The sequence below is a fragment of the Nonomuraea sp. NPDC050536 genome (assembly GCF_044457685.1).
Lineage (GTDB): Bacteria > Actinomycetota > Actinomycetes > Streptosporangiales > Streptosporangiaceae > Nonomuraea.
The window spans coordinates 137,428-158,311 of the sequence record NZ_JBITHD010000019.1 but is presented as its reverse complement, the minus strand read 5'-3'; the positions used below and the strand labels follow the sequence as shown (position 1 = coordinate 158,311).

General features: G+C 70.7%; 20 protein-coding genes. 9 read left to right on the top strand and 11 right to left on the bottom strand.

Annotation, left to right across the window (positions count from 1 at the left end; all coding sequences use genetic code 11):
* Both ACIBHX_RS40010 and ACIBHX_RS40005 read right to left on the bottom strand, forming a co-directional pair.
* The gene (locus ACIBHX_RS40010) at nt 1-1,173 is read right to left on the bottom strand and encodes an NAD(P)/FAD-dependent oxidoreductase (protein ID WP_397072681.1); all 1,173 of its coding nucleotides are present in this window, start codon (nt 1,171-1,173) and stop codon (nt 1-3) included.
* Nucleotides 1,170-1,520, bottom strand: a complete 351-nt coding sequence (locus tag ACIBHX_RS40005) for a bifunctional 3-phenylpropionate/cinnamic acid dioxygenase ferredoxin subunit (RefSeq protein ID WP_397072680.1) — start codon at nt 1,518-1,520, stop codon at nt 1,170-1,172. The genes ACIBHX_RS40010 and ACIBHX_RS40005 overlap by 4 nt, the downstream gene beginning before the upstream one ends.
* 146 nt (nt 1,521-1,666) lie before the next feature.
* Between ACIBHX_RS40005 and ACIBHX_RS40000 the strand changes: the two genes are divergently transcribed.
* Complete coding sequence (locus ACIBHX_RS40000) at nt 1,667-3,328, top strand: alpha/beta fold hydrolase (protein ID WP_397072679.1); 1,662 nt, start codon at nt 1,667-1,669, stop codon at nt 3,326-3,328.
* A gap of 314 nt (nt 3,329-3,642) precedes the next feature.
* Complete coding sequence (locus tag ACIBHX_RS39995) at nt 3,643-3,867, top strand: hypothetical protein (protein ID WP_397072678.1); 225 nt, start codon at nt 3,643-3,645, stop codon at nt 3,865-3,867.
* A 180-nt stretch (nt 3,868-4,047) separates the two neighbouring features.
* Here the strand turns inward: ACIBHX_RS39995 and thyX are convergent, their stop codons facing one another.
* From thyX to ACIBHX_RS39975, 4 genes are all read right to left on the bottom strand, one after another.
* On the bottom strand, nt 4,048-4,770 hold the full coding sequence (gene thyX, locus ACIBHX_RS39990) for an FAD-dependent thymidylate synthase (RefSeq protein WP_397072677.1): 723 nt from the start codon (nt 4,768-4,770) through the stop codon (nt 4,048-4,050).
* 107 nt (nt 4,771-4,877) lie between these two features.
* Nucleotides 4,878-5,198, bottom strand: a complete 321-nt coding sequence (locus ACIBHX_RS39985; protein WP_397072676.1) for a plasmid stabilization protein — start codon at nt 5,196-5,198, stop codon at nt 4,878-4,880.
* 101 nt (nt 5,199-5,299) lie between these two features.
* Entirely contained in the window at nt 5,300-5,668 is a 369-nt protein-coding gene (locus ACIBHX_RS39980; protein WP_397072675.1) for a hypothetical protein, read from the bottom strand.
* Nucleotides 5,665-6,387: a helix-turn-helix transcriptional regulator gene (locus ACIBHX_RS39975; RefSeq protein WP_397072674.1), complete on the bottom strand. Its 723-nt coding sequence runs from the start codon at nt 6,385-6,387 to the stop codon at nt 5,665-5,667. The genes ACIBHX_RS39980 and ACIBHX_RS39975 overlap by 4 nt, the downstream gene beginning before the upstream one ends.
* Before the next feature lie 300 nt (nt 6,388-6,687).
* Here ACIBHX_RS39975 and ACIBHX_RS39970 point away from each other — a divergent pair, with 300 nt between their 5' ends.
* Nucleotides 6,688-7,536 carry a PaaX family transcriptional regulator C-terminal domain-containing protein gene (locus tag ACIBHX_RS39970; protein ID WP_397072673.1) on the top strand — a complete coding sequence of 283 codons (849 nt, stop codon included), beginning with the start codon at nt 6,688-6,690 and terminating at the stop codon, nt 7,534-7,536.
* An 8-nt stretch (nt 7,537-7,544) separates the two neighbouring features.
* On the opposite strand, the gene ACIBHX_RS39965 is transcribed toward ACIBHX_RS39970, so the two are convergent.
* Nucleotides 7,545-8,096, bottom strand: coding sequence for an MBL fold metallo-hydrolase (locus ACIBHX_RS39965; protein WP_397072672.1), 552 nt, complete (start codon nt 8,094-8,096; stop codon nt 7,545-7,547).
* Nucleotides 8,097-8,494: 398 nt separating this feature from the next.
* Between ACIBHX_RS39965 and ACIBHX_RS39960 the strand changes: the two genes are divergently transcribed.
* The 4 genes from ACIBHX_RS39960 to ACIBHX_RS39945 all read left to right on the top strand — a co-directional run bounded on the left by ACIBHX_RS39960 (nt 8,495) and on the right by ACIBHX_RS39945 (nt 15,590).
* Nucleotides 8,495-12,115 (top strand): PQQ-binding-like beta-propeller repeat protein, encoded by a 3,621-nt coding sequence (locus ACIBHX_RS39960; protein WP_397072701.1) that lies wholly within the window; start codon nt 8,495-8,497, stop codon nt 12,113-12,115.
* Between the two features lie 8 nt (nt 12,116-12,123).
* Entirely contained in the window at nt 12,124-13,386 is a 1,263-nt protein-coding gene (locus ACIBHX_RS39955; RefSeq protein ID WP_397072671.1) for a hypothetical protein, read from the top strand.
* 86 nt (nt 13,387-13,472) lie between these two features.
* Nucleotides 13,473-14,768, top strand: a complete 1,296-nt coding sequence (locus tag ACIBHX_RS39950) for a serine/threonine-protein kinase (RefSeq protein ID WP_397072670.1) — start codon at nt 13,473-13,475, stop codon at nt 14,766-14,768.
* Nucleotides 14,769-14,987: 219 nt separating this feature from the next.
* Nucleotides 14,988-15,590 (top strand): D-glycero-alpha-D-manno-heptose-1,7-bisphosphate 7-phosphatase, encoded by a 603-nt coding sequence (locus ACIBHX_RS39945; RefSeq protein WP_397072669.1) that lies wholly within the window; start codon nt 14,988-14,990, stop codon nt 15,588-15,590.
* A gap of 26 nt (nt 15,591-15,616) precedes the next feature.
* On the opposite strand, the gene ACIBHX_RS39940 is transcribed toward ACIBHX_RS39945, so the two are convergent.
* Nucleotides 15,617-16,666 carry an NAD-dependent epimerase/dehydratase family protein gene (locus ACIBHX_RS39940; RefSeq protein ID WP_397072668.1) on the bottom strand — a complete coding sequence of 350 codons (1,050 nt, stop codon included), beginning with the start codon at nt 16,664-16,666 and terminating at the stop codon, nt 15,617-15,619.
* Nucleotides 16,667-17,055: 389 nt separating this feature from the next.
* On the opposite strand from ACIBHX_RS39940, the gene ACIBHX_RS39935 reads away from it, so the two are divergent.
* Nucleotides 17,056-17,478: a helix-turn-helix transcriptional regulator gene (locus ACIBHX_RS39935; RefSeq protein WP_397072667.1), complete on the top strand. Its 423-nt coding sequence runs from the start codon at nt 17,056-17,058 to the stop codon at nt 17,476-17,478.
* Between the two features lie 3 nt (nt 17,479-17,481).
* Here ACIBHX_RS39935 and ACIBHX_RS39930 read toward each other — a convergent pair whose 3' ends face one another.
* Together ACIBHX_RS39930 and ACIBHX_RS39925 are read right to left on the bottom strand one after the other, a co-directional pair.
* Nucleotides 17,482-17,820 carry a hypothetical protein gene (locus tag ACIBHX_RS39930; RefSeq protein WP_397072666.1) on the bottom strand — a complete coding sequence of 113 codons (339 nt, stop codon included), beginning with the start codon at nt 17,818-17,820 and terminating at the stop codon, nt 17,482-17,484.
* 189 nt (nt 17,821-18,009) lie between these two features.
* A complete protein-coding gene (locus ACIBHX_RS39925) occupies nt 18,010-18,384 on the bottom strand; it encodes an STAS domain-containing protein (RefSeq protein WP_397072665.1) in 375 nt (124 codons plus the stop codon).
* A gap of 192 nt (nt 18,385-18,576) precedes the next feature.
* On the opposite strand from ACIBHX_RS39925, the gene ACIBHX_RS39920 reads away from it, so the two are divergent.
* Nucleotides 18,577-18,987 carry a helix-turn-helix transcriptional regulator gene (locus tag ACIBHX_RS39920; RefSeq protein ID WP_397072664.1) on the top strand — a complete coding sequence of 137 codons (411 nt, stop codon included), beginning with the start codon at nt 18,577-18,579 and terminating at the stop codon, nt 18,985-18,987.
* Between the two features lie 83 nt (nt 18,988-19,070).
* Here the strand turns inward: ACIBHX_RS39920 and ACIBHX_RS39915 are convergent, their stop codons facing one another.
* The gene (locus ACIBHX_RS39915; protein ID WP_397072663.1) at nt 19,071-20,882 is read right to left on the bottom strand and encodes a hypothetical protein; all 1,812 of its coding nucleotides are present in this window, start codon (nt 20,880-20,882) and stop codon (nt 19,071-19,073) included.
* Nucleotides 20,883-20,884 lie beyond the last annotated feature (2 nt).

Genomic DNA, 20,884 nt, shown 5'->3' with positions numbered 1-20,884 from the left:
TCAGCCGACCTGAACCGGCGCCGTCTCGAGCTGCCGCCGCCAGCGGGTGAACAGCCGTACCTGATTGACCCCGAGGACCGCGACCGGGCGGTCGCCCTGCCGGTAGACCGCGAGGAAGCTGTGCCCGGCCGGATCGCCCTCCTCCACACTGACCGTATCCGCGTCCGCGGCGTGCCCGATGAACTGGATCTTCACATCGAACTGGTCGGACCAGATGTAGCTGGGCCGCCGTGCCTCCGTGCGGGCCGTGCCGCCGGACAGCAGCGTGGCCGCCGCCACCGAGGCCCGCTGCCGGGCTCCCGTCCAGTGCTCGATCCTGCGGTGCCTGCCCTGGTCGGGGTCGAGCCAGGCGGCGCAGTCGCCCACGGCCACGATGCCGGGGACCGAGGTGCCGCCCGCTTCGTCGCACAGCACGCCGTCGCCCAGTTCGAGGCCGCTGCCCTGGAGCCAGTCGATCGTGGGCACGGCGCCGATCCCGACGACCACGACGTCCGCGGGCAGCTGGGTGCCGTCGGCCAGCCGTACCCCGTCCACCCGGTCGTCGCCGGTGAGGTCGGACACGACCGAGCCGGACAGCAGCCGCACGCCGCGCTGCACGTGCAGCGCGGCCAGCGCCTCGGCCATCGGCACGCCGACGACGCGGGCCAGCGGCGCGGGGCCGGATTCGACCAGCGTCACGTCCAGGCCGAGGTCGCAGGCGGTGGCGGCGACCTCGGCGCCGACGAAGCCGCCGCCGATCACCACCAGTCGCCTGCCCGGCTCCAGGTCGGCGCGCAGGGCGCGGGCGTCGTCGAGCGTGCGCAGCGTGTGGACGCCGGCCAGCCGGCCGGCGCAGGGAAGCCTGCGGGCGGTGGCGCCGGTGGCGATGACGATGCCGTCGGCCTGCACCGAGGTGCCGTCGCTCAGCTCGACGCGGCGCTCCTTGGGATCCAAGGCGACGGCGGCCACACCGAGCCGCCACTCCGCGTCCAGCTCCTCGCCCTCGCCCTCCAGGGCCAGGTCGGCCTCGGCCAGGTCGCCGCGCAGGAAGTCCTTCGACAGCGGCGGGCGGTCGTAGGGGCGGTGGTGCTCGTCGCCGACCAGCACCAGCCTGCCCTGGTATCCCTGGGCGCGCAGCGCCCTGGCGGTCAGCAGCCCGGCCAGGGAGGCGCCGACGACGCAGATCGTGTTCACGCCTGCCCCTTGACGGTGACGCCCGGCGGCAGGTTGGGTGGCGCCTCGGACTGCTTGACGTAGATGACGCCGTCGTCGACCACCACCTCGTGCGTGCGCACGGGACGCTTGGCCGGCGGCGCGTCCACCTTGCCGGTGCGCAGATCGAAACGCGAGGCGTGCAGCGGGCACTCGATCTCGCACCCTTCCAGCCAGCCGTCGGCGAGCGACGCGTCCTGGTGGGTACAGGTGTCATCGATGGCGAAGATCTCGCCGTCCTCGGTGTGGAACACCGCGATCGGCGGGTCGGCCTCGACGCGAAGGGCTTCGCCTCGAGGGAGTGACGCCAGTGGGCACGCTGGGATCATCCTCACACCCCGGTTTCGTAAAGAGAAACGTTTAGCGCTATACGCAACAGCCTGGGGGCGAGACGGGGAGATGTCAAGACCGATTTGTGGGACTTACGCCCCCAGCGTCTGGCGAAAATAGGTAGACCGGTCTATTATTTCGCTTCATGATGAGCAGGCATGCGCTGGTCTTCGGAGCCAGCGGCTTGATCGGGCGGCACCTGGTCCTCGCGCTCCGGCAGGCCGGTGTGCGGGTGAGCACGGCCAACCGGAGCTCCGAGTCCTACCGGCGGCTCGCCCGGTGGCTCGGGGATCCGGCTCCGGCCGACCTCCGGGTCGACTTCGGCTCGCCGTACCTGATCGAGGGGGACGTGGACGACGTCACCGAGATCTACAACTGTGCGGGCGCCTACCGGTTCGGGATGTCGATGGAGGAGGCCCGCCGGGCGAACGTCGACAGCGTGCGCGCCATCGCCTCGTTCGCCGGGCGGCTGCCCCGGCTGCGGCGGCTGGTGCACGTGTCCGGGTATCGGGTGGGAGGCAAGGATCCCGGCGCCGACCGGGGCCTGGGACCTTACGAGGCGTCCAAGGTGGAGGCCGACGCGGTGCTCCAGGGGTTCGACATCCCGTGGACCATCGTCAATCCGGCGAGCGTGATCGAGGACCGGCCCGACCAGCAGCTGGGGCTGGCGGCCACGGTGAAGGAGGTCTGGCGGGGCACGCTGGCCGCGGTGCCGGGGAATGCGAGCACGTTCGTTCCCGTGGTCTCGGCCGACCACCTCGCGCGCTTCATGACCTTCCTTCCCCTCGACGCGTCGACCGAGCGGGCCGCGTACTGGGTGCTCGACGACGCCACGCCCGCGCTGCCGGACCTGCTCGCGCTCGTCGCGAAGCACTACCAGGTGAGGGTTCCGCGCCTGCGCGTTCCTGTGTCCGTCATCAGGCGGCTGCCCCGGTGGGTCACCAGAGCCGATCCTGAGACTCTTTCCTTCCTGTCCGGCGACCGCTATCCCACGGAGAGCGCCGACGCCTTCGCCGCACGCCATGGGCTGGCGATGCCGGAGGTCACCGGGGCGATCCTCCGATGGGCGGATCAGCTGGCGGCGCGCCGCTTCGGGGACGCCCCGCAAGGCGAGCGAAGGTTCACCACCGTGGCCGGTGTCAGGACCTTTGAGCTCGGCTCGCCCGACGCGCCCACCGTGGTGCTGCCGGGGCTGCCGGTGAACGCCGACACCTGGGCGCCCGTCGTCGAGTCGCTGGGCCGGGCTCGCGCCGTGGACCTTCCCGGGCTCGGAATGAGCGGGGGAGGCCGTGAGGACTGGACCGCGTGGGTGGCCGCGCTCGGCGCCCGGCATCTGGTGGGCCACTCGATCGGCGCGGCCGCCGCCGTGGAGGCCGCGACCGACCAGGTCCTTACGCTCGTGTCACCGTTCTTCCTGCAGCCGCGAGGTGGACGCGTGCCCTTCGCCCGCTGGATTCTGCGCCACGTCGGTCCCGAGACGCTGGCACGTCGGCTCACCGGGGACGCTTCGCACGCCCAGGCCCTGCGGTCGAGCGCCGACGACCTGCGCCGCGTCGCCGCCGAGGTCGGCCGCCTGCTCGCCGCCACCCGCGGCCAGGCCTGGCGCGACGACCTGCTGGCCAAGCTGGCGCGCCATCCGGGCCCCGTGCACATCATCGTGGGAGGCCGGGATCCGCTCACCTCGGCGGTGCGCACGCTCCCGGACGTCACCGTGACGGTCATCCCCGATGCGGGCCACCACCTCCAGCTGACGCACCCCGCGGAGCTCGCCCGGGCCATCCACTCCTTCGAGGACAGAGCAACCTGATGCTCGCAAGCGCTACCCCTATCCCTTCCTCGATGTGGACACCCTCGGTTACGGCGGGGTGTCGCTCATCGCGGTGGCGCCGGCCGTCTCCTTCCTGCTTCTCGGGTGCGGCCTGATCGCCCTGCGCCGCCTCCCCGCCCTGTTTCCAGGGGTAACACGCATCGGTGCGAGGTTCGCTCACCTTTGGCAATGATCGCTTACCGGACAGTTACGATCGGTCATCGACGTGGTCACAGTTGGCCGGATTGTGGCCGCACGGACGATCGTGGGGGAGTTCACTCGGGGACCCCTCCCTGAGAGATGGAAGTGATCAATTGGAGCCCTGGCGGTGGCCGCCGGACCGGTACGAGGTACAGATAACCCTTCCGCCGCCTGACTACACCGCGGTAGATCGTTACCACTTCGCCGAGTTCGCCTACGCGGCGGTGGAGGGCCTGGCCGGCGGGCAGGCGCTGCAGATCAGAGTGGTGCGCATGGACGACGGGGCGGTCCTGTTCGACGCGCTTGCGCGCATCGCGCTGCCGTTCGAGGACTGGTAGCGGGCAGGTCCGGTCACGCCGTCGACGGCGTGACCGGAACCGGCTCTACGCGGACAGGACCTGGCGGAGCGTGCGGGCGAAGCCGTCCGGGTCGCCCTTCATGCCGAACTGCTCGCCGATGAAGCCGCCGTGGTGGCCATCGTACTCGGCCCCCTCCAGGACCTGCCCGGAGCCTGGTGACTAGGGGCAGACGCGGCCGCAGGACTGGAAGGCGGCGTGGGTGAGGGGCATGAGCTCGGCCCAGATCGTCTCCATCTGCTCGGCGACCATCTCGATCTCGCGCTGCGGGAAGGACGGGAAGGCCGAGTCCTCGTGCTTGGTGCGCAGCGACAGGAAGTTCATCAGGGCGCGGGCGTTGCACGTGGCGTACATCGAGGAGTACAGGCCGACGGGGAGGACCGTGCGGGCCACCTCGCGGGCGATGCCGGCCTCCAGCATCTCCAGGTAGGCCTGGTAGGAGCGGCGGTAGCTGTCCTTGGTGATGTCGGTGACGAGCTTGTGCTGCTCGGCGGAGCCGTCCACGAAGTCGTACTTGCCCGGCTTGCCGACCTGGACCAGCTTGCGGTCGGGCGCGGGCACGTAGAACACCGGGTCCAGCTTGCGGTAGCGGCCGCTCTCCTCGTTGTAGCTGAACGTGCGGTGCCGCATGAACTCCCTGAACACGAAGATGGGCGCCCGCACGTAGAAGGTCATCGAGGAGTGCTCGAACGGCGTGCCGTGCCGGTCCCGCATGAGGAAGTTGATCAGGCCGCGGGAGCCGTCGGGGTCGGCCTGGACCTCGTCCAGGGAGCTCTCTCCCTTGGTCGAGACCCGGGCCGCCCACAGCACGTCGGCGTCGGAGGCCGCGTGCTTGATCAACTCGACGGTCATGTCACTGCGGAACTGGATGTCGCTCTGGCTCACGCCGGTCATCTTAGGAAAGCGGTACGACTCCTTCGCGCACCCGGTCCACCGAGACGGGACGCTGAGCCGCCTCGGCGCCCCCTGGCGCGCGCCAGAGGGCGTCCAAGCTAGCTGAGGGCCTTCTCCAGCTGCGCCTTCGTCATCTTGGACCGGCCTTCGATGTTGCGCTTCTTGGCCTCGGCGTACAGCTGGTCCTTGGTGCGGCCCTGGGCGCCGGAGTGCGAGCGCTGCCCGCCCCGACGGCTCGAGGACATGTCCTGCGTCGAGGTACGGCTGGCGGTCTTGGACTCGCCGGCCCTGGCGCGCTCCTTGTTCACCGTCCGCGCGGCGATCTCCTTGGCCCGCTTCTCGCTCGTCCCCCGCTTGCGGGCGCTGTCCTTGATGTGCTCGTACTGTCGCTCCCGTTTCGGGCTCGATCCCCGTGGCATGGCCTCTGTCCTTTCGGTACGGCAGGCATCGGCCTCCCGTGTGTTCTCCCAGATCACCCTGCCCAGAGCCCGCCCGTTCTCACCCGGAGGGAGCGGAGCGGCTAGAGGAGGCGGGTTCCGGTGACGGTCCAGACCTCGGTGATGAGGTCGCCCTCGAGGCGCAGGACGTCGATGCCGCCCTTGGTGAGCTGGGCGCCGTCCTCCCCGGTGAAGGTGGCCAGCCAGCGGCAGGAGAGGTGCCCGTCGTCGAGGAAGGGGCCGACACTGGTGTGGTAGGTGAGGTCGGGGCCGAGCGAGGCGCGGACCTGCCCGATCCACTCCACCAGGCCGTGCCTGTCGGTGACGGAGTCGGGGTCGCCCACGGGGGCGGCGGCGTGGGAGTGGACGGTGAGCCTGTCGGCGATGATGCGCTCCGCCAGGGAGAGATCGCCGTTCCAGAGGTTGGTCCAGTCGTTCCAGAGCTGTTTCATGCCCCGAGCTTCGGCCCCGCGCCCGACAGCGTCAGGTGCGTGATTGGGATCACATCGTGGCCGAGGGCGTCGAACTCGGAGAGGTCGATCTCGCGCCGGGGCACGCTCTCGTCGGTGACCGTGACGCGCTCGACGCGGTCGAGCCGGAAGCCTCGGACGGCCTCCCGAAGGCGGCACCAGCCCAGCAGGTACCAGTGGCTGCCTCCGAGGAAGGCGAGCGGCTCGACCAGGCGTTCGGACGCCTCCCCGTTGCGGTCTGCGTAGGAGATCCGCAGCACCCGCCGCACGGTCAGGGCCTGTTGGATGCCACGGGGAACGGGCGCGACGTCGGCCTTGATGAAGCCGATCCGGCCGCCCAGGTCGTGGGTGGCGGCGATCTCGCGCTCGGGCATGACGGCCAGCAGCTTGTGCAGGGCCGAGCGGGCCGTCTCCGCGAACGGGGTGGCGGCCAGCGCCTGGAGTCCCGCGGCGACGGCGACCGCCTCCTGCGGGGTGATGTTCAGCGGCGGCAGGGTGTGGCGCGGGTCGAGGACGTAGCCGCCGCTGCGGCCGGGCTTGACGTAGATCGGGGTGCCGGCCTGCTGCAGGGCGCTGACGTCGCGCTCGATGGTGCGCGGGCTGACCTCGAAGCGGCCGGCGAGCCAGCGGGAGCTGCGCGGCCTGGGGGCGACGGCGCGCAACTCCTCCACCACGGCATACAACCGATCTGTCCGATTCATAGGCGCGAGCCTAGTGTCGTGGTCTGGAAGCGGCGGGCTGGAATGCGCAGTGCCCGCCCTCCGGGGGAGGACGGGCACTGTCACGAGTGCGTACCGGTGTGCAGGTCGCCTCTCGGCGAAAGGCTCAACGCGGCTCCAGCCGAACGGTAGTCCGCGAAGGCAATAGGTGAGGCCCGGGGACACTGGGCACACCGGCCACGGGTCACATAACAGCGGTTGCGCCGGGGACATTCCCGGGGTCGCTACTATCGTTTCCTGAGCTATCGTGCTTGCGACGATCGATGGGGAGGCTCGCCGTACATGACCGCCGACGTGCAGGTGCCCACGCGGATGCTGGTCGAGGCGCTGGTGCGGCCCGACATGACCGTCGACGGCGCCGAGCTCTACGCCACCGGCAACCTGCTGGGGATGAGCGACCAGCAGGTACGGCTGTGCATCAAGCGGCTGGCCGCCGAGGGGCGATTCGTCCAGGAAGGCAGGGGGCGCAAGGCGATCCTGCGGGCCACCGGCCCCGCCGAGCACGAGCTCGGCCTGGACGTCGAGTTCGTCAACCACGCCTTCCGGCAGGACGCCGGGCTCGCCGGCTGGGACGGCGTCTGGCACCTGGTGGCCTTCGCCGTACCCGAGAGCGCCCGCACCGGGCGCGACGCGCTGCGCGCCGAGCTCACCCGCCTGGGCGGCGCCGCCATCCAGGGCGGCCTGTACGTCAGCGCCAACCCGTGGGAACCCTACGTCGAAGATCATGCCCGCCGGCTGGGCGTCGGCGAGCACCTCACGCTCCTGACCAGCCGGGACCTGCGGCAGGGCGGCCAGGCCGACCCCGTGGTGCTCGCCGCCGGGCTGTGGCCGTTGCCCGAGATCGCCGAACGCCACCACCGGCTGGCCGAGGTCGCCGGGCCCCGCCTGGAGCACCTGCGCGGCCACGCCGACCTGTCCGAGGCGCAGCGCCTGACGATCGCGATCGAGGTGGCCGCCGAGTTCGCCCGCGCCATGGAGCCCGATCCGCTCCTGCCGCCCGAACTGCTCCCGCGGCCCTGGCCGGGCACGCGGGCCCGCGCGCTGGTCGCGGAGTGCTTCTCGCTCCTGGCCACGGGCGGCGAGGACATCCGCCTCTTCCGTCGCTACCGCGACCTCATCGCCGCCCGCTGACGGCGCTTCTATCCCGCGGGGGTGAATGCGGCGCCGTGCCCGGGGATGATCAGGATCGGGTTGAGGTCGAGGACCCGCTGCCGGCCCGCGCGCCATTGCTCGAGGTCCTCGGCGAGCGGGTCGGGGTCGGGGCCGTCGGCGTGCCACCACAGGTGGGTCAGCACGACCGTGCCCTCGTCGGTGTCGGCCACGGTGGAGATGTCCTGTCTGGTGTGGCCGGGCGTGGCCAGCAGCCGGACCGAGGGCGACAGGGCGAACCCCTCGGCCGGCCGGCTGTCCCACCGGTCGTCCTGGTAGATCGCCCAGTGGTCGTGGAACCGGGCACGGGGGAACAGCGCCGCGTTGAGCGTGTGGTCGGGATGATGATGGCTGAAGACCACGTCGGTGACCTCCTCGACGGCGACGCCGAGGTCGCGTAGCGGGTCCAGGATCAGGTGCCGCCCGGCCACCATGCCGGGATCCACCACGATCACGGCGTCCTGGTCCCTGATCAGCGTCACCGTGCTCGCGACCCGATCCTCGGCGTAACCGGCGGTCAGCACGTCCACCTGTGCGTTCATGGTCGATCTCCCTCGTGTAGGACGTGGCCAGGATCCCGGATGGATCTCCGGCCAGTCCAGTACGACGCGGCTTACCGGCGGGGACGGACTCGTGGGCGAACGTTCACGCCCGCCCAGCCGTGCGTACACCGGCTTGGGGACGCGGGTGAACTCTTGGGACGAATGGGATGAACATCGCCGTTGGTGTCTCGGCTTCTGGATTGCGACTTGTCTAGTTTTGTCGCGTGTCTTCAGCAAAGCATCACCTGTTACGTACTGTGCAGGCCCTCGGAGCATTCGCCGTGGCGTTGGCCGTCACGCTCGGCATCTCCGCTGGTCCCGCGTCCGCCCACTTGACCCGTAGCCACGCCGAGCTGGTCGTCAGCGCCACGACCGGAATAACAAGCGGTCGCTTGGTTGTGCACCGCGATGTCGTCACCCCGGAACGCGCAGGAGCCTGGGCGAGCGGGCTGCTGGGAGGTGGGTGCCCGGTCAGCGCGCACGGGGTGTCCGGCGACGCCGGCGGCATCCCCGGCGGCGTCGTCATCGAGCTCGCCTGGTCGTGCGCGGTGGACAGCCTGGACCTGGGCGCGCTGCTGCGCGCGGGCGGGCTGTCGCAGATCGTCACCGAGTTCGACGGCGTCACGTCGAACGTGACCGACGCGCTTCCGATCGTCGACGCCACCGGCTCGCATGCGCCGCGCTCGCCGTGGCCGCCGCTGTCGCTGGTGGCGATCCTGCTTGGCTCCGTACTGGCGGTCACGGCGGTGCTCTGGCTGCGCCGCCGTACCGGATGGCTGAGTGTCGTGGCCGCCGGGCTCGCGATCGCGGTGATCGCCCCGAGCACGGCGCAGGCCGCCGTGGACGGGCCGACCCCCGAGCCGAGCGTCGCGCCCAGCACTGAGACGAGCGCGTCGCCGAGCACCGAAGCGAGCACTCAGGCAAGCACCGAAGCAAGCCCTGAAGCCAGCACCTCGCCGAGTGCTTCGCCCAAGGCTGCCGCTGCCGGCAGCACTCTCGAGCTCACCACCGCCAACCCCAAGCTTGGCGAGCCGCTCACTTTCCGCTACACCACCGACAAGCCGGGCGCTCTCAACTGGATCGGCCTCTACGGCGCTGACGAAAAGCCCGGCTCGGTCTCGTCCAGGACCTGGGTGTACGCGCCGAACGCAGCGGGCACCGTCACGCTGAACAGCGGCGCCCTCGGGGAAGGCACCTGGAAGGCGCACTTCCTGGCCAACGACGGCTATGACCCGCTGAGCCAGCCGGTCACGTTCACCCTCGCAGGCCGCGGCTCCGACAACGTGGCCGTCGAGGGCACAGTCTTCGCCGACGAGGACGGCGACGGCGTCAAGGACGCCGGTGAGAAGGGCATGCCGGGGGTGTCCGTCACCGACGGCGCGGTGTGGGCGACCACCGGCGCCGACGGCGGCTACTCGATCACCGTCGACCGCAACCGCAGGGAGACGGACCTGGTCAGCATCGTCTCGCCGAACGGCTACACGCCGATGCTGCGCGACGACTACGTGCCGGCCTTCTTCCGCGAGGTGCCGGGTGGGCAGGGACCGCTGAAGGGTCTCGACTTCGCGCTGCGGCCCGACGCCAACGCGAAGAACCCCAAAGAGAAGTGGCTGATGGTCTCCGACGTCGAGGTGAGCAACACCACCGACGACGCGGCCAGGAACACTCTGCCGCGCTGGCAGGGTCAGGTCGACGCGATGTCCGAGGTGCAGGGCGCCACGCTGACCATGACCACCGGCGACCTCACGGTGAGCGACTACGCGGCCGAGCCGCGCCGCCAGGGTGGCTACGACATCCTGCGCAACGGCCTGCGTAAGGGCAAGCTCGGCCACCCGTACTACCCGGTCGTCGGCAACCACGACATCGGCGGCACCGCGACCTCCGTCGGCTACGGCGGCAGCCTGGAGTACTGGCGCAGGAACATGGGCCCCGAGTGGTACAGCTTCGACCGCGACGGCCGTCACGTCGTGGTCCTGGAGGACAACTACGACTCCAGTGGGCTGGCCCCGCAGCTGGCGTGGCTGAAGGAGGACCTGCGCAGGCACGCCGTCGGCAAGCAGGTGCTGGTCTTCGCGCACCGCTCGCTGTTCACCAAGTGGGGTCCCGGCGCCGGCATGCAGCCGACCGTGGACGAGCTGGCCAAGTACGACGTGCGCATGTTCGCGGCCGGCCACAACCAGCAGGCCGAGTACCGTCGTGGCGCGTTCGCCAGGTCGGTCGAGATCAACAACATGGGCGTGTACGGCATCGACTCCGCCAGGCCCGACTACAAGATCCTCGACTTCAGCGACATCACCGACGACCCGAACACCAAGGAGAACGAGGACACCGGCTACCTCACGGGCACCCACCGCCAGTTCGAGGTCGACGACGACGTCGCGCTGGTCAGCCCCGCGGAGGGCAGCGTCCACGGCGCGAAGGCCGGCGTCCCCGTCGAGCTGTACGCCGAGGACGACGGCCGCACCCCGGCCACCGCCGCGCTGACCATCCGCTTCAAGAACGACAAGGTGGTCTGGCAGGACCGCCACCTGGAGTTCGGCCGAGAGACCAAGCCCACCGGCCAGGTCAACTGCTACACCCCGCCAGGCGGTAAGGCGGAGCCCTGCCCCACGGCGCACGTCTCGTGGACCAGGGTCAGCTCCCGGATCGCCGGCCTGCACCCGGGCACCTACACGGCCGAGATGGTCGCGGTCGACACCGCGGGTAAGGCCTGGCCGACGGTCAGGACCACCTTCCAGGTGCTGGCCGACGACCGGCTCGACCAGCCCAAGCTGGGCCAGGACTGGACCAGGCAGGGCGGCGACGAGGAGTCCCGTTCGTCGGCCAAGGACGACCCGGGCGCCAAGCTCGACCTGCGCTGGGCGGCCAACACCGGCGAGCAGTTCCACCTCAACGGCGCGGCCGTGTCGGACGGCAAGGTGATCGTCGCCTCGCAGGCGTTCGACTCGCCGTACAGCATGATGCTCGCCTACGACGCGCTGACCGGCGCTGAGGTGTGGCGGACCTACCTGGACGGCGACGCCGAGTCCTTCCCGACCGTCCACGACGGCAAGGTCTACCTGACCACAGGTGTCGGCCGCGTGTACGCGCTCGACACCCGTACCGGCAAGGTGGCCTGGGAGACGATCGACGACGAGCACGTCACCGGCTCCACCGTGCGCCGCTACGGCCGGGACGGCGGACCGGTGAGCGTCTTCGACCTGCCGGACCGCTCCGTGGCGGTCTATCAGGCGTGGGACACCGTGCTGTGCCGCGACGCCAAGACCGGCGCCAAGCTGCCAGGCGGGTTCGGCGCGCCGACCGGCTGGGGCGAGTTCCACAGCGTCGCCGTACGGCGGCCCGGCGCCACCACCGCCTACCTGCAGTCGGGGTCCAGCCAGACGCTGATCGCGATGGACCTGACCACCTGCAAGCAGCAGGCATCGGTGGACACCGGGGGCGACCTGTTCACCCAGTCCTCGCCCGCCTTCACCGACACGGGGCTGGTGACCGCCACCTCATCCGGTGTGCGCGGCCACGACCTGCAGGCGGGCGCGAAGGTGCTCTGGCAGGCCAAGCTCGGTACGGCGAGCACCTGCGAACCTGGGCCGCCTCCGGTGACCAGCCCGGCGACCAGGGGCGCGATGGCGTACGTGGCCAGCGTCGACGGCGTCGTCAGGGCCTACGACACGGCCTCGGCGACTCCCGCCAAGCCGGTCTGGGAGACGCCGCTGGGTTACCTGCCGGGTGAGAGCCCGATGGATGACAAGTGGCGGGTCGCGGCCGGATGCACCGCGGCGGGTCCCGGCTCTCCGGCGATGCACACGCTGGCGACCGAGACCGTGGTCTACGCGACGACCTGGGACGGGCGCGTGGTGGCGCTCGACCGGGCGAGCGGCCGCAAGCTGGCCGAGTACAACCTGGGCGCGGGCGTGGCGTCGGCGCTGTCGGTGAGTGGAAACATGCTCTACGCGCTGACCGACGACGGCTCGATCCACGCGCTCGAGGCCACGAAGATCCGTGGCGGTTACGGCGAGTGATGAAGGCCATGACACGGGGTCTCGTTCGCCTGCTCGCGGCAGTGGGCCTGGCGGCACTGATCCTGCTGGGAGCGGCGGGTCCGGGGTGGGCACACCCCTTCGGCCCGCCGCTCGCGGCGAAGGTGACCGCTCACGGCGACACGGTCGAGGTGACCTGGTCGGCCGCCGCCGATGACCTGGCGCGGCTCGACAAGGTGGCCGCCGGCCGGGGTCAGCAGGTCGGCGACTATCTGCGTGAGCACATCAAGGTGTCGCAGGACGGGACGGCGTGTCAGCCGGAGGCGGTGCGGGCCGAGGCCCTCGCCGCCTCCGGCGCGGTCCTGCGCTTCCGGTGCCGGGCCGAGGTCCGCGCCGTCACCGTCACCATCACCGCGCTCACCGATGTGGACCAGGCGTACCGGACGGTGTCCACGACGCCGGGTGGTGGGGGCGCGCTGCACACGGCGACCGCTCCCGCGCACGTGCTGCGCTTCGACGGTACGGCGAGCACGCCGGGCCCGTCGCTCGGGTTCGCCGCGGCGTGGACGGCCGAGCTGTCCTCCCTGGTGGACAGCGACGTGGTGCTGCCGCTCGCGCTGCTGGTCGCCCTGGTGGCCGGCGCGGTGCACGCCTGCGCGCCGGGTCACGGCAAGACGCTGACGGCCGGTTACCTGGTCGGCGGCAACGGCCGGACCCGGGACGCGGTGCTGCTCGGGGTGGTGGTGGCGGTCATGCACACCGTGTCGGTGGCCGTGCTGGCCGTCGGCTGGTGGCTCGCCATGGACAGCGCGCCCTCCCTCGGGGTGGTGACTCGGTGGTTGCAGCTCGGCGGGGCGCTCGTCGTGCTGGGAGTCGGCATCGGTCTCCTCTTCCGCCACCTCCGCCCCCGGCAAGTCCACGGTCACGGGCATGGGCACGGGCATGGGCACGGGCATGGGCATGGCCACGGTCACGAGGCCTCGTTGCTTACGTGGCGGGGCATCGTCACGATGGGCGCCTCGGGTGGGCTGCTTCCCTCGCCCTCGGCCTTCCTGCTGCTGCTCACCGGCCTGCTCACCGGCCGGGCCGGGTTCGCCCTCGCCATGGTGGCGGCCTTCGGCGTGGGCATGGCGGCAACGCTCTCCGGAGTCGGCATCGCCGTACTGCGAGGCAGGAACGCGCTGACGAACGTGGCGAGATCGGCGCGGCTACGGGCGTGGATCGGACGCCTGCCGCTGATCGCCGCCTCCCTGGTGACGGCCGGTGGCCTGGCCGCCTCGGCGCTGGCAGCCGTCGCGCTGACCGCCCCATGAACGCCCACCCAATGGCCGACCTGCGAAACGTCAGGAGATCGGGGTGAGGACGCGTGAGGCGGAACTGATCGGGTAGCCCAGCTGGCATGGTCGACGCGCGATTGCTGGGCGGACGCTACCGCCTGCTCGCGGAGCTGGGGCGGGGCGGCATGGGCAGGGTCTGGCGCGCCCGGGACGAGCTGCTCGATCGCGAGGTCGCCGTCAAGGAGGTCGCCATCTCCGACGGCCTGCCCGAGCCGGACCGCCAGGCACTGATGCGGCAGACGGTGCGCGAGGCCCGCCTCGCCGCCCGGCTGGCCCACCCGCACATCGTCACGGTGCACGACATGGTCGTGGCCGACGGCAGGCCGTGGATAGTGCTCGAGCTCGTCAGCTCCCGCACCCTGGCCAGTGAGATCGGCGAGCGGGGACCGTTGCCGGCGATCGAGGTGATCCGGCTCGGACTGGAGGTGCTGGCGGCGCTGCGCACGGCGCACGCGGCCGGCGTGCTGCATCGCGACATCAAACCGGCCAACATCCTGCTGACCGGCGACGGCCGGGCGATCCTCACCGACTTCGGGCTGGCCATCACACCCGGCGAGGACGACGTGATCGGGCCGGGGATGGTGATGGGAACCCCCGCCTACCTGTCCCCCGAACGTGCCGCCGGCGGCCCGTCCGACGAAGGATCGGACCTGTGGTCGCTGGGCGCCACCCTGTACGCCGCGGTGGAGGGCCGCGCGCCGTTCGGTGGCAGCACGCAGCAAGCCACCCTGTCGGCCGTCGTGAACGCCGCGCCGGAGCCGTTCAGCCACGCCGGCCCGCTGGCGCCGGTCATCTCCGGGCTCCTGGCCAAGGACCCGGCCCTGCGCCCCGACGCCGCCGAGGTCCACGACCAGCTGATACGGCTGGCCGCCCTGCACCACGACGAGGATCCGCACGACGCCATGGGCATCCCCGGGAACACCGAAGTCGTCGAGACGGGCCCGATGACCCGTCATTCCACGGCACGGGCCGGTCGTCCCACGGCACGGCATGCCCGGCACCGCACGCGGATTCGCGACGAGCTCGCCGTCCATTGGCGGCAGGTCGCGGCGATCGGGTCCCTGGTGGTCGCCGCGATCGCGACGGCGTCGTGGCCCCCGACGGGCACGTCAGTCGAGGTGGAGCCGCCGCCCCTGCAGCCCGCCCGGATCCAGATGGCGGAGCCGCTGCACGTGTTACGTGTCTCCGCCGAGCAACGCGCCACGCCCCTCGTCCCGCATGCGACCGAAGATCCGCCCCCGGGCGAAACCCGCAAGCACCACGGCGACGCCACCGAGGAACCACACGGCCACGGCGATGGTCATGGTCATGCCCGCGGTCACGGCGACGGTCGCGGTCATGGCCACCACAAGGTTTGAGACCGCATCAGCGATCAGCGGTCCTTGGCCGATGGTACGGCGCAGCCCCTCCTCGGCGGAGACCCGCGGCCGCCGGCCGAGCCGCCCGGCGGACAGCGCGGTGCCGGGCCTCGCGACCCGTCCTCCACCCGGGCGAACATCCGGCAGGGTCGCTCTGCGTGGTTGTTTGCGGGGTTGGGTCTCGGGTAGCCGGAGCGCAGGCAGCAAGGGAGGTGCGTGGTGTTCGAACGCGGTCGTCCCGGCGCGGTGCTGTTCGACCGGGACGGAACGCTGATCAAGAACGTGCCCTACAACGGCGATCCGGACAAGGTGGAGCCGATGCCGGGCGCCGTGGAGGCGCTTCGCCGGCTGAGGGACGCGGACGTACCGGTGGGCGTGGTGACCAACCAGTCGGGCGTGGCCAGCGGACTGCTCAGTGCTGACGAGATGGATCAGGTCAACGCGCGCGTGGAGGAACTGCTGGGACCGTTCGACGCGTGGGCCATCTGCGTGCACGACGACGCCGCGGGCTGCACCTGCCGTAAGCCGGCGCCCGGCCTGGTGATCAGGCTCGCGTGCGTGCTGGAGGTCAGCCCGCGCGACTGCCTGGTCGTCGGCGACATCGGCACTGACATGCAGGCGGCCAGGTCCGCCGGAGCGCACGGCATCCTGGTCCCCACTCCCCAGACCCGCCAGGAGGAGATCGAGCAGGCCCCAGAAGTGGCCCACGACCTGACCGAGGTCGCCGACCGGGTGCTCGACGCCGCCCCGCGGACCGCTCCTCGCGCGCTGAGCCCCGGAGCCACCGCGTGGACGCAGATGGTGGGCTGGAGCCGCTGGTGAGGATCCCGCTGGTCATTCGGGCAGGGTCAGCGGTGACGGCCGATGCCGGTGATCAGCTCGCGGACTCGGGCCGGGCCGGTGGTTCGTGCCGAGAGCGGAGGGGTGTCCAGGTCGGCACCCGTTCGGGTGCCCTCGAGCAGCGCCTGCAAGGCCTCGACCGCAGTGTGCCGCGGACTCCAGCCGAGCTCCTGCTGCGCGCGCGTGGTGTCCATGAGCGGCAGCCGTAGCACCATGTCCACGAGTTCGGGAGCCGACGGGATCAGCCGCAGATGCCAGGCCGCCGAGGCCGCGCCGCGCAGCAGGAGCCTCGGCACCGGGATCAGGCGCGCCTTCAGCAACTCCGCGAGCGTTCGCGGGTCTATCACCGGCTCCGCGGCGATGTTGAACGCCCCGTTCACGGGTCTGGTGACCGCCAGCCGGTAGGCCTGGCCGATGTCCTCGCCGTGGACCGCCTGGAAGACCAATCCCGGCGTGTCCGGCACCATGGGGATCAAGCCGGGCAGCACCAGGCGGTGCGGCAGGAACGGGCCGACGAACAGGCGGCGCTGCTCGGTCGCGGCGGCCTGCTGGAAGATGAAGCCCGGCCGCAACCGCACCACCCTGATGCCCGGATGGTCGCGTTCGAAGACGTCCAGTGCCCGCTCGACGTAGGCCTTCTCCCGTCCATAGGCGGCGGTCGGCCAGCCGTTGGTGGGCCAGTCCTCGGTGACGCGCCGGTCCTTGGGGCCGGGTGAGTAGGCCCCCACCGAGGACGCGTAGACGAGTGCCCCCACCCCCGCGGCGGACACGGCGTCGAAGACGCGCAGACTGCCCAGCACGTTGGCCCGCCAGGTCACCAGCGGGTCGCGGGTGGGCTGGAACAGCCAGGCCAGATGAATGACGGCATCCGCGCCACGCAGGTGCGGAACCAGGTCGTCGCAGATCACATCCGCGGCCTGCCAGGTGGTCTTGGGTGGACGCCAGGAGGGCAGACGGCGAGCCAGTCCGAGGACCGAGGTGACCGCGGGGTCCTCGGCCAACGCCCGGATCACGCACGTGCCCACGTTGCCGGTGGCGCCTATGACGACTACATGCATACCTCGCCGCTGCCCCTGCTGTGCATCGCAAACCTGATTTGCGCAGGTCAGCGTGCATGACCACCGGTTTGCGCGGCGACGGCTGGGTAGGTGCGGTTCACGCGTCCGGGATTAGCCTCGCCCGTCACGTGGAGGAGCGTGGTTTCGGGCAGCTGCCGGCAGGTCACCTCGAGCGTGGTCACGTGTCAGGCTCTCGATGCGGCAGGCGTGTGATCGTTGGCGTGGTGAGCATGAGTGCCCTCGCCGTCGGTAGCATGACGGAGTCTGATAAACCACCATAACTCCGGAAGCTGGATTCGTGAAAGGCGATTCGTTCTTCTCCAGATGGGGAGGGTCCCTTCAACGGCTCCGTGCGCAAGCCGCCTGTGACGTGGGAAAGTGTGATGTCGATGGGCAATTCTGACCATCATTCGGCGTGGACGTTCCTGACCCATCACGCCAGGGTGCTCCTGGAAATCGCCCGTGATCCCGAGGTCCGATTGCGCGACATCTCGGCCACCATCGGCATCACCGAGCGCGCCGTACAGGGCATCGTGACCGACCTGCACGACGCCGGCTATCTGACCCGTGATCGGGTGGGGCGCCGCAACCGGTACGGGCTCAACCTCGACCAGAAGTTCCGCCACCCCACGGAAGCCCACGCGCCGGTCCGGGCACTGGTCGACCTGTTCTCGGCGTACGAGGCCGCCGCCCAGCGCGAACCCCGGACCGCCAACGAGGCCGGCGCCCAGCGCGAACTCCGGACCGTGAACTCGGCCGACGGCGCCGTCCCGACGTTCTCCGCTCCTGTGATGCCCGACGGGGCCTCCTGAGGCCTACCTGGCTTTCCCGCGATTCACCAGAGCACGCAGGACGAGCACGGCGATGGTTCCCGCGGTCGCGATGAGCAGCAACGGGCGCTTCCTGGGCGCCGAGGTCCGCTCTATTTCGGCGTGGGCCGCGGGGACGTCCGGCTCGTCGCTGATCGGCGGTTCTGGGACGAACGTCTCGTGCGGCCGGTGTTCCTGCTCTGCCTCCAGGGCGTTCTCCACGGCCCCCGGCCTGGTGAGCGGTACGTTGACGGACTCGGTATCGGTCGGGGCGCCCACGGTGGCGCGCCGGGCGCCGACGTCGCCCGCCTGCTCGTGGCTGAACCCGGGATCGGTCTCGCTCATCGTCGCGCAGCCTCTCTCAAGTCGGCCAAGTCGCTGATCAGTTCGGCGGTGGACTTCCTCTGGTCGTTCACGAGGTCACCTCTTCGTCCTTCAGGCGACGGCGACTACCCAGCCGGAAGCCCCTCTATCACCCGCCGGCCTCATCAGCGGGGATGCTCAGGGGGGCCTTCTTGATCCGTGGACAACGCTTCATTCGTCATTGGCTGCGACGCGTTGGCCGGCTTCGATGAGGGTCGCGAGGGCGCTCCCCACGGTGGTGTGGAGGTGCAGGCGTGGCAGGACGCCCGTGATCTGGAAGACCCGCATGGGCAACCTCTGCACATCGGCCAGGTGAAGGCTGCCGCCGTCACGCTCGGCGGCGGTGTGCGCGTCCAGCAGCACACTCAATCCGGTGCTGTCCAGGAACGTCACGCCGCCCAGGTCCAGGATCAGCGGCTCGCCCGGCCGGCGGCCTTCCTTGATCGCCGATTGCAGATGGGCGGACGTGGTGATGTCCACCTCGCCCGTCACGCTGATGAGCGCGCCGGTACGCAACTGCTGACAGGTCATCGCGAGCGTCGTCACGATGAGCCTCGGCCTTTCCGCGCCGCAAGACGCATGGCAAACAAATCGGTGGGCATGGGGTTCTCCACAACAGTGGCAAGCCGGAGTCTGGCCAAACCAGCCTAACACCGGAAGTAATTTTCGTGAATATACGTTCCCCACGCAGGGATCGGAGAGAGGAACATCAGCGGCTCATGTGAAAGCGTGAAGACGATGGACAGTTCTGACCATCATTCGTCCTGGACGTTCCTGACCCACCACGCACGGGTGCTGCTGGAGATCGCCCGTGATCCCGAGATCCGGTTGCGCGACATCTCCGCCACCATCGGCATCACCGAGCGAGCGGTGCAGGGCATCGTGGCCGACCTCCACGACGCCGGCTACCTCAGCAGAGATCGTGTCGGGCGCCGTAACCGGTACCGGCTCAACCTGCACCGGAGCTTCCGGTATCCCACGGAAGCCCACACTCCGGTGCGCGCGCTGGTCGACCTGTTCGCCGCCTACGAGGACGCACCACGCGGCAAACCCGACACCTCCAGCTCGTCCGACGACGGCTCGGCAGCCCATGACCAGCGGACGGCATTGGCGAACGCGGACCACCACGCCGACGACTACCCGGCGTGATCAGGAGGCAGCTGTGGTCAACCTCGCTCCAGCCAGGGGACGTCTGGTGATCCCTGACACGCATGCACCCCCGGCCACGCGACTCACGGTGAGTGCCTGAGCCAGAGGGTCAGGGCCCAGTCCTGGTCGTTGGCCAGGGGATCGGAGCGGTGGCCGGGCTCTCCCTCGACGCAGCTCGGCATGAGGAAGGCGCAGGTGGCCGTGCCGTCGGCGAAGAAGTTGGCGAGGTTGGCGCGGAAGATCGCCTCGGCCGTGCCCGCGTCGCCGATCTGCGTGAGGGCGACAGCAGTGAGCACGCTCCAGTAGTGCGGGAAGACATCGCCGTAGTGCCGGTGGCGGCCGAACCAGAACCCGTCCCAGTGGCGGATGCCGATGTCGCGCAGCCGTACGTGCGGCTGCGGTCCGCCGAAGGCGCGCAGCCAGCGCACCGCCCGCTCAAGCGCGGCCTGCGTCGAAGGCGTCGGGTCAGCCGAGGCGAGCAGCGTGACCAGCGGGGCCACCATGGACTGCTCGTAGTTGACCTCGTGGCTGGGCAGGTCCGTGCCGAGGCCGGCGAAGTGCAGGGCGTGCCGCTGGAGCGCCTCGGTCAGGGCGGTGTCGCCGCGCAGCGACGTGACCAGCCGGACGGCTTCCGGCAGGCCGATCAGCAGATGGTTCTCGGCTCCGAGCGCGTAGGCGCGTTCGAGAATCCGGGCCGCCAGCTCGAGATCGGCGGCCTCGCCGTACAGCCGGTACTGGTCGGCGAAGAAGTGCGCCATCCACGGGAAGTTGTAGAGCCTGGGGACGCGCTCGGGGAAGTCGCTGCCGCGATGGACGGTGCCGTCGGGGGAGACCAGCCGGTGGCGGGCGAAGCGGGCCCAGCCGTGCAGCGCCGAGTCGATCTCCTCCTGCGGGCCCCAGCCGCGCAGCCGGGCCTGCTGGAGCAGCGTGGGCATGGCCAGCCGCTCGGCGCCGTCGGTCCAGTCGCCCCAGCCGTTGGCGGTCTGGGTGAGCCCCGTCGCGTTGTCGTAGGGGAGGAAGGCGTGCCGGTCCGGCTCGGCCCGCTCGAGCGGCCGGTGGTCGGCCAGGATCCTGCCGATCCTGCGCTCGACCAGCTCGCGTCGCGGCTGGTGGAAGAGCACAGCGGTACGGCTACCGCCCGCGATATCCACATATTTCACGCCATGGGTGTCGGAGACGATCTCCTGCGAGCCGACGAGCAGCGGCGTTCCGACCTCGGCGACCAGGCTGCCCACCGCGACAGGCGGCCTGGTGGCCTCGAGGAATTCCGCTACGGACGCGTGGAAGCCGGTCTCCAGCTCCAGGACGTGGCTCCCGCCGGGCTCCAGGACCAGCGCGAGCTGCCCGCCGAACGCCGACGGGTTGCGGGCGTGGTCGGTGACGTGCACCATCAGGTGCCCGCGCACGTTGGAGCTGGTGTGGCTGCCGCGCGACTCGATCGAGTACGCCCACAGCGCCCCGCTTCTGACGATCGTGCCGAGCACCGGCCCTCGGCCCGACATCGGCTGTGCCAGCACCCACGACCAGGCCCCGCCGGTCCAGACGTGCGCGTGGCAGGCCCGGGTGAGGGAGTCGGCGGCCGAGTCGTAGACGTCCCTGATCGGCAGGGAGATCGCCAGCGAGCCGATGGTCAGCGGGCGGTCCGAGTCGTTGGTCCAGGTGTAGGTCTCCAGCAGGCGCTCGCCGGCCGACCTGGTGACCTCGAGCGTCAGGGAGCCGGTGACCCGGCCGGGACCCCGCCAGCGGCCCGAGCCGCGATCGGTGATGGCGAACCCGGCGCCCCAACGGTGCGCGGCGGTGTGCCAGCGATCGTCCCCCTCCTGCAGCAGGAAGGGGTGCTCGGGCAGGTCCGGGTGAAAGAACCGGGCAGGAGCGCCGTCGTCATGAAATTTCACGA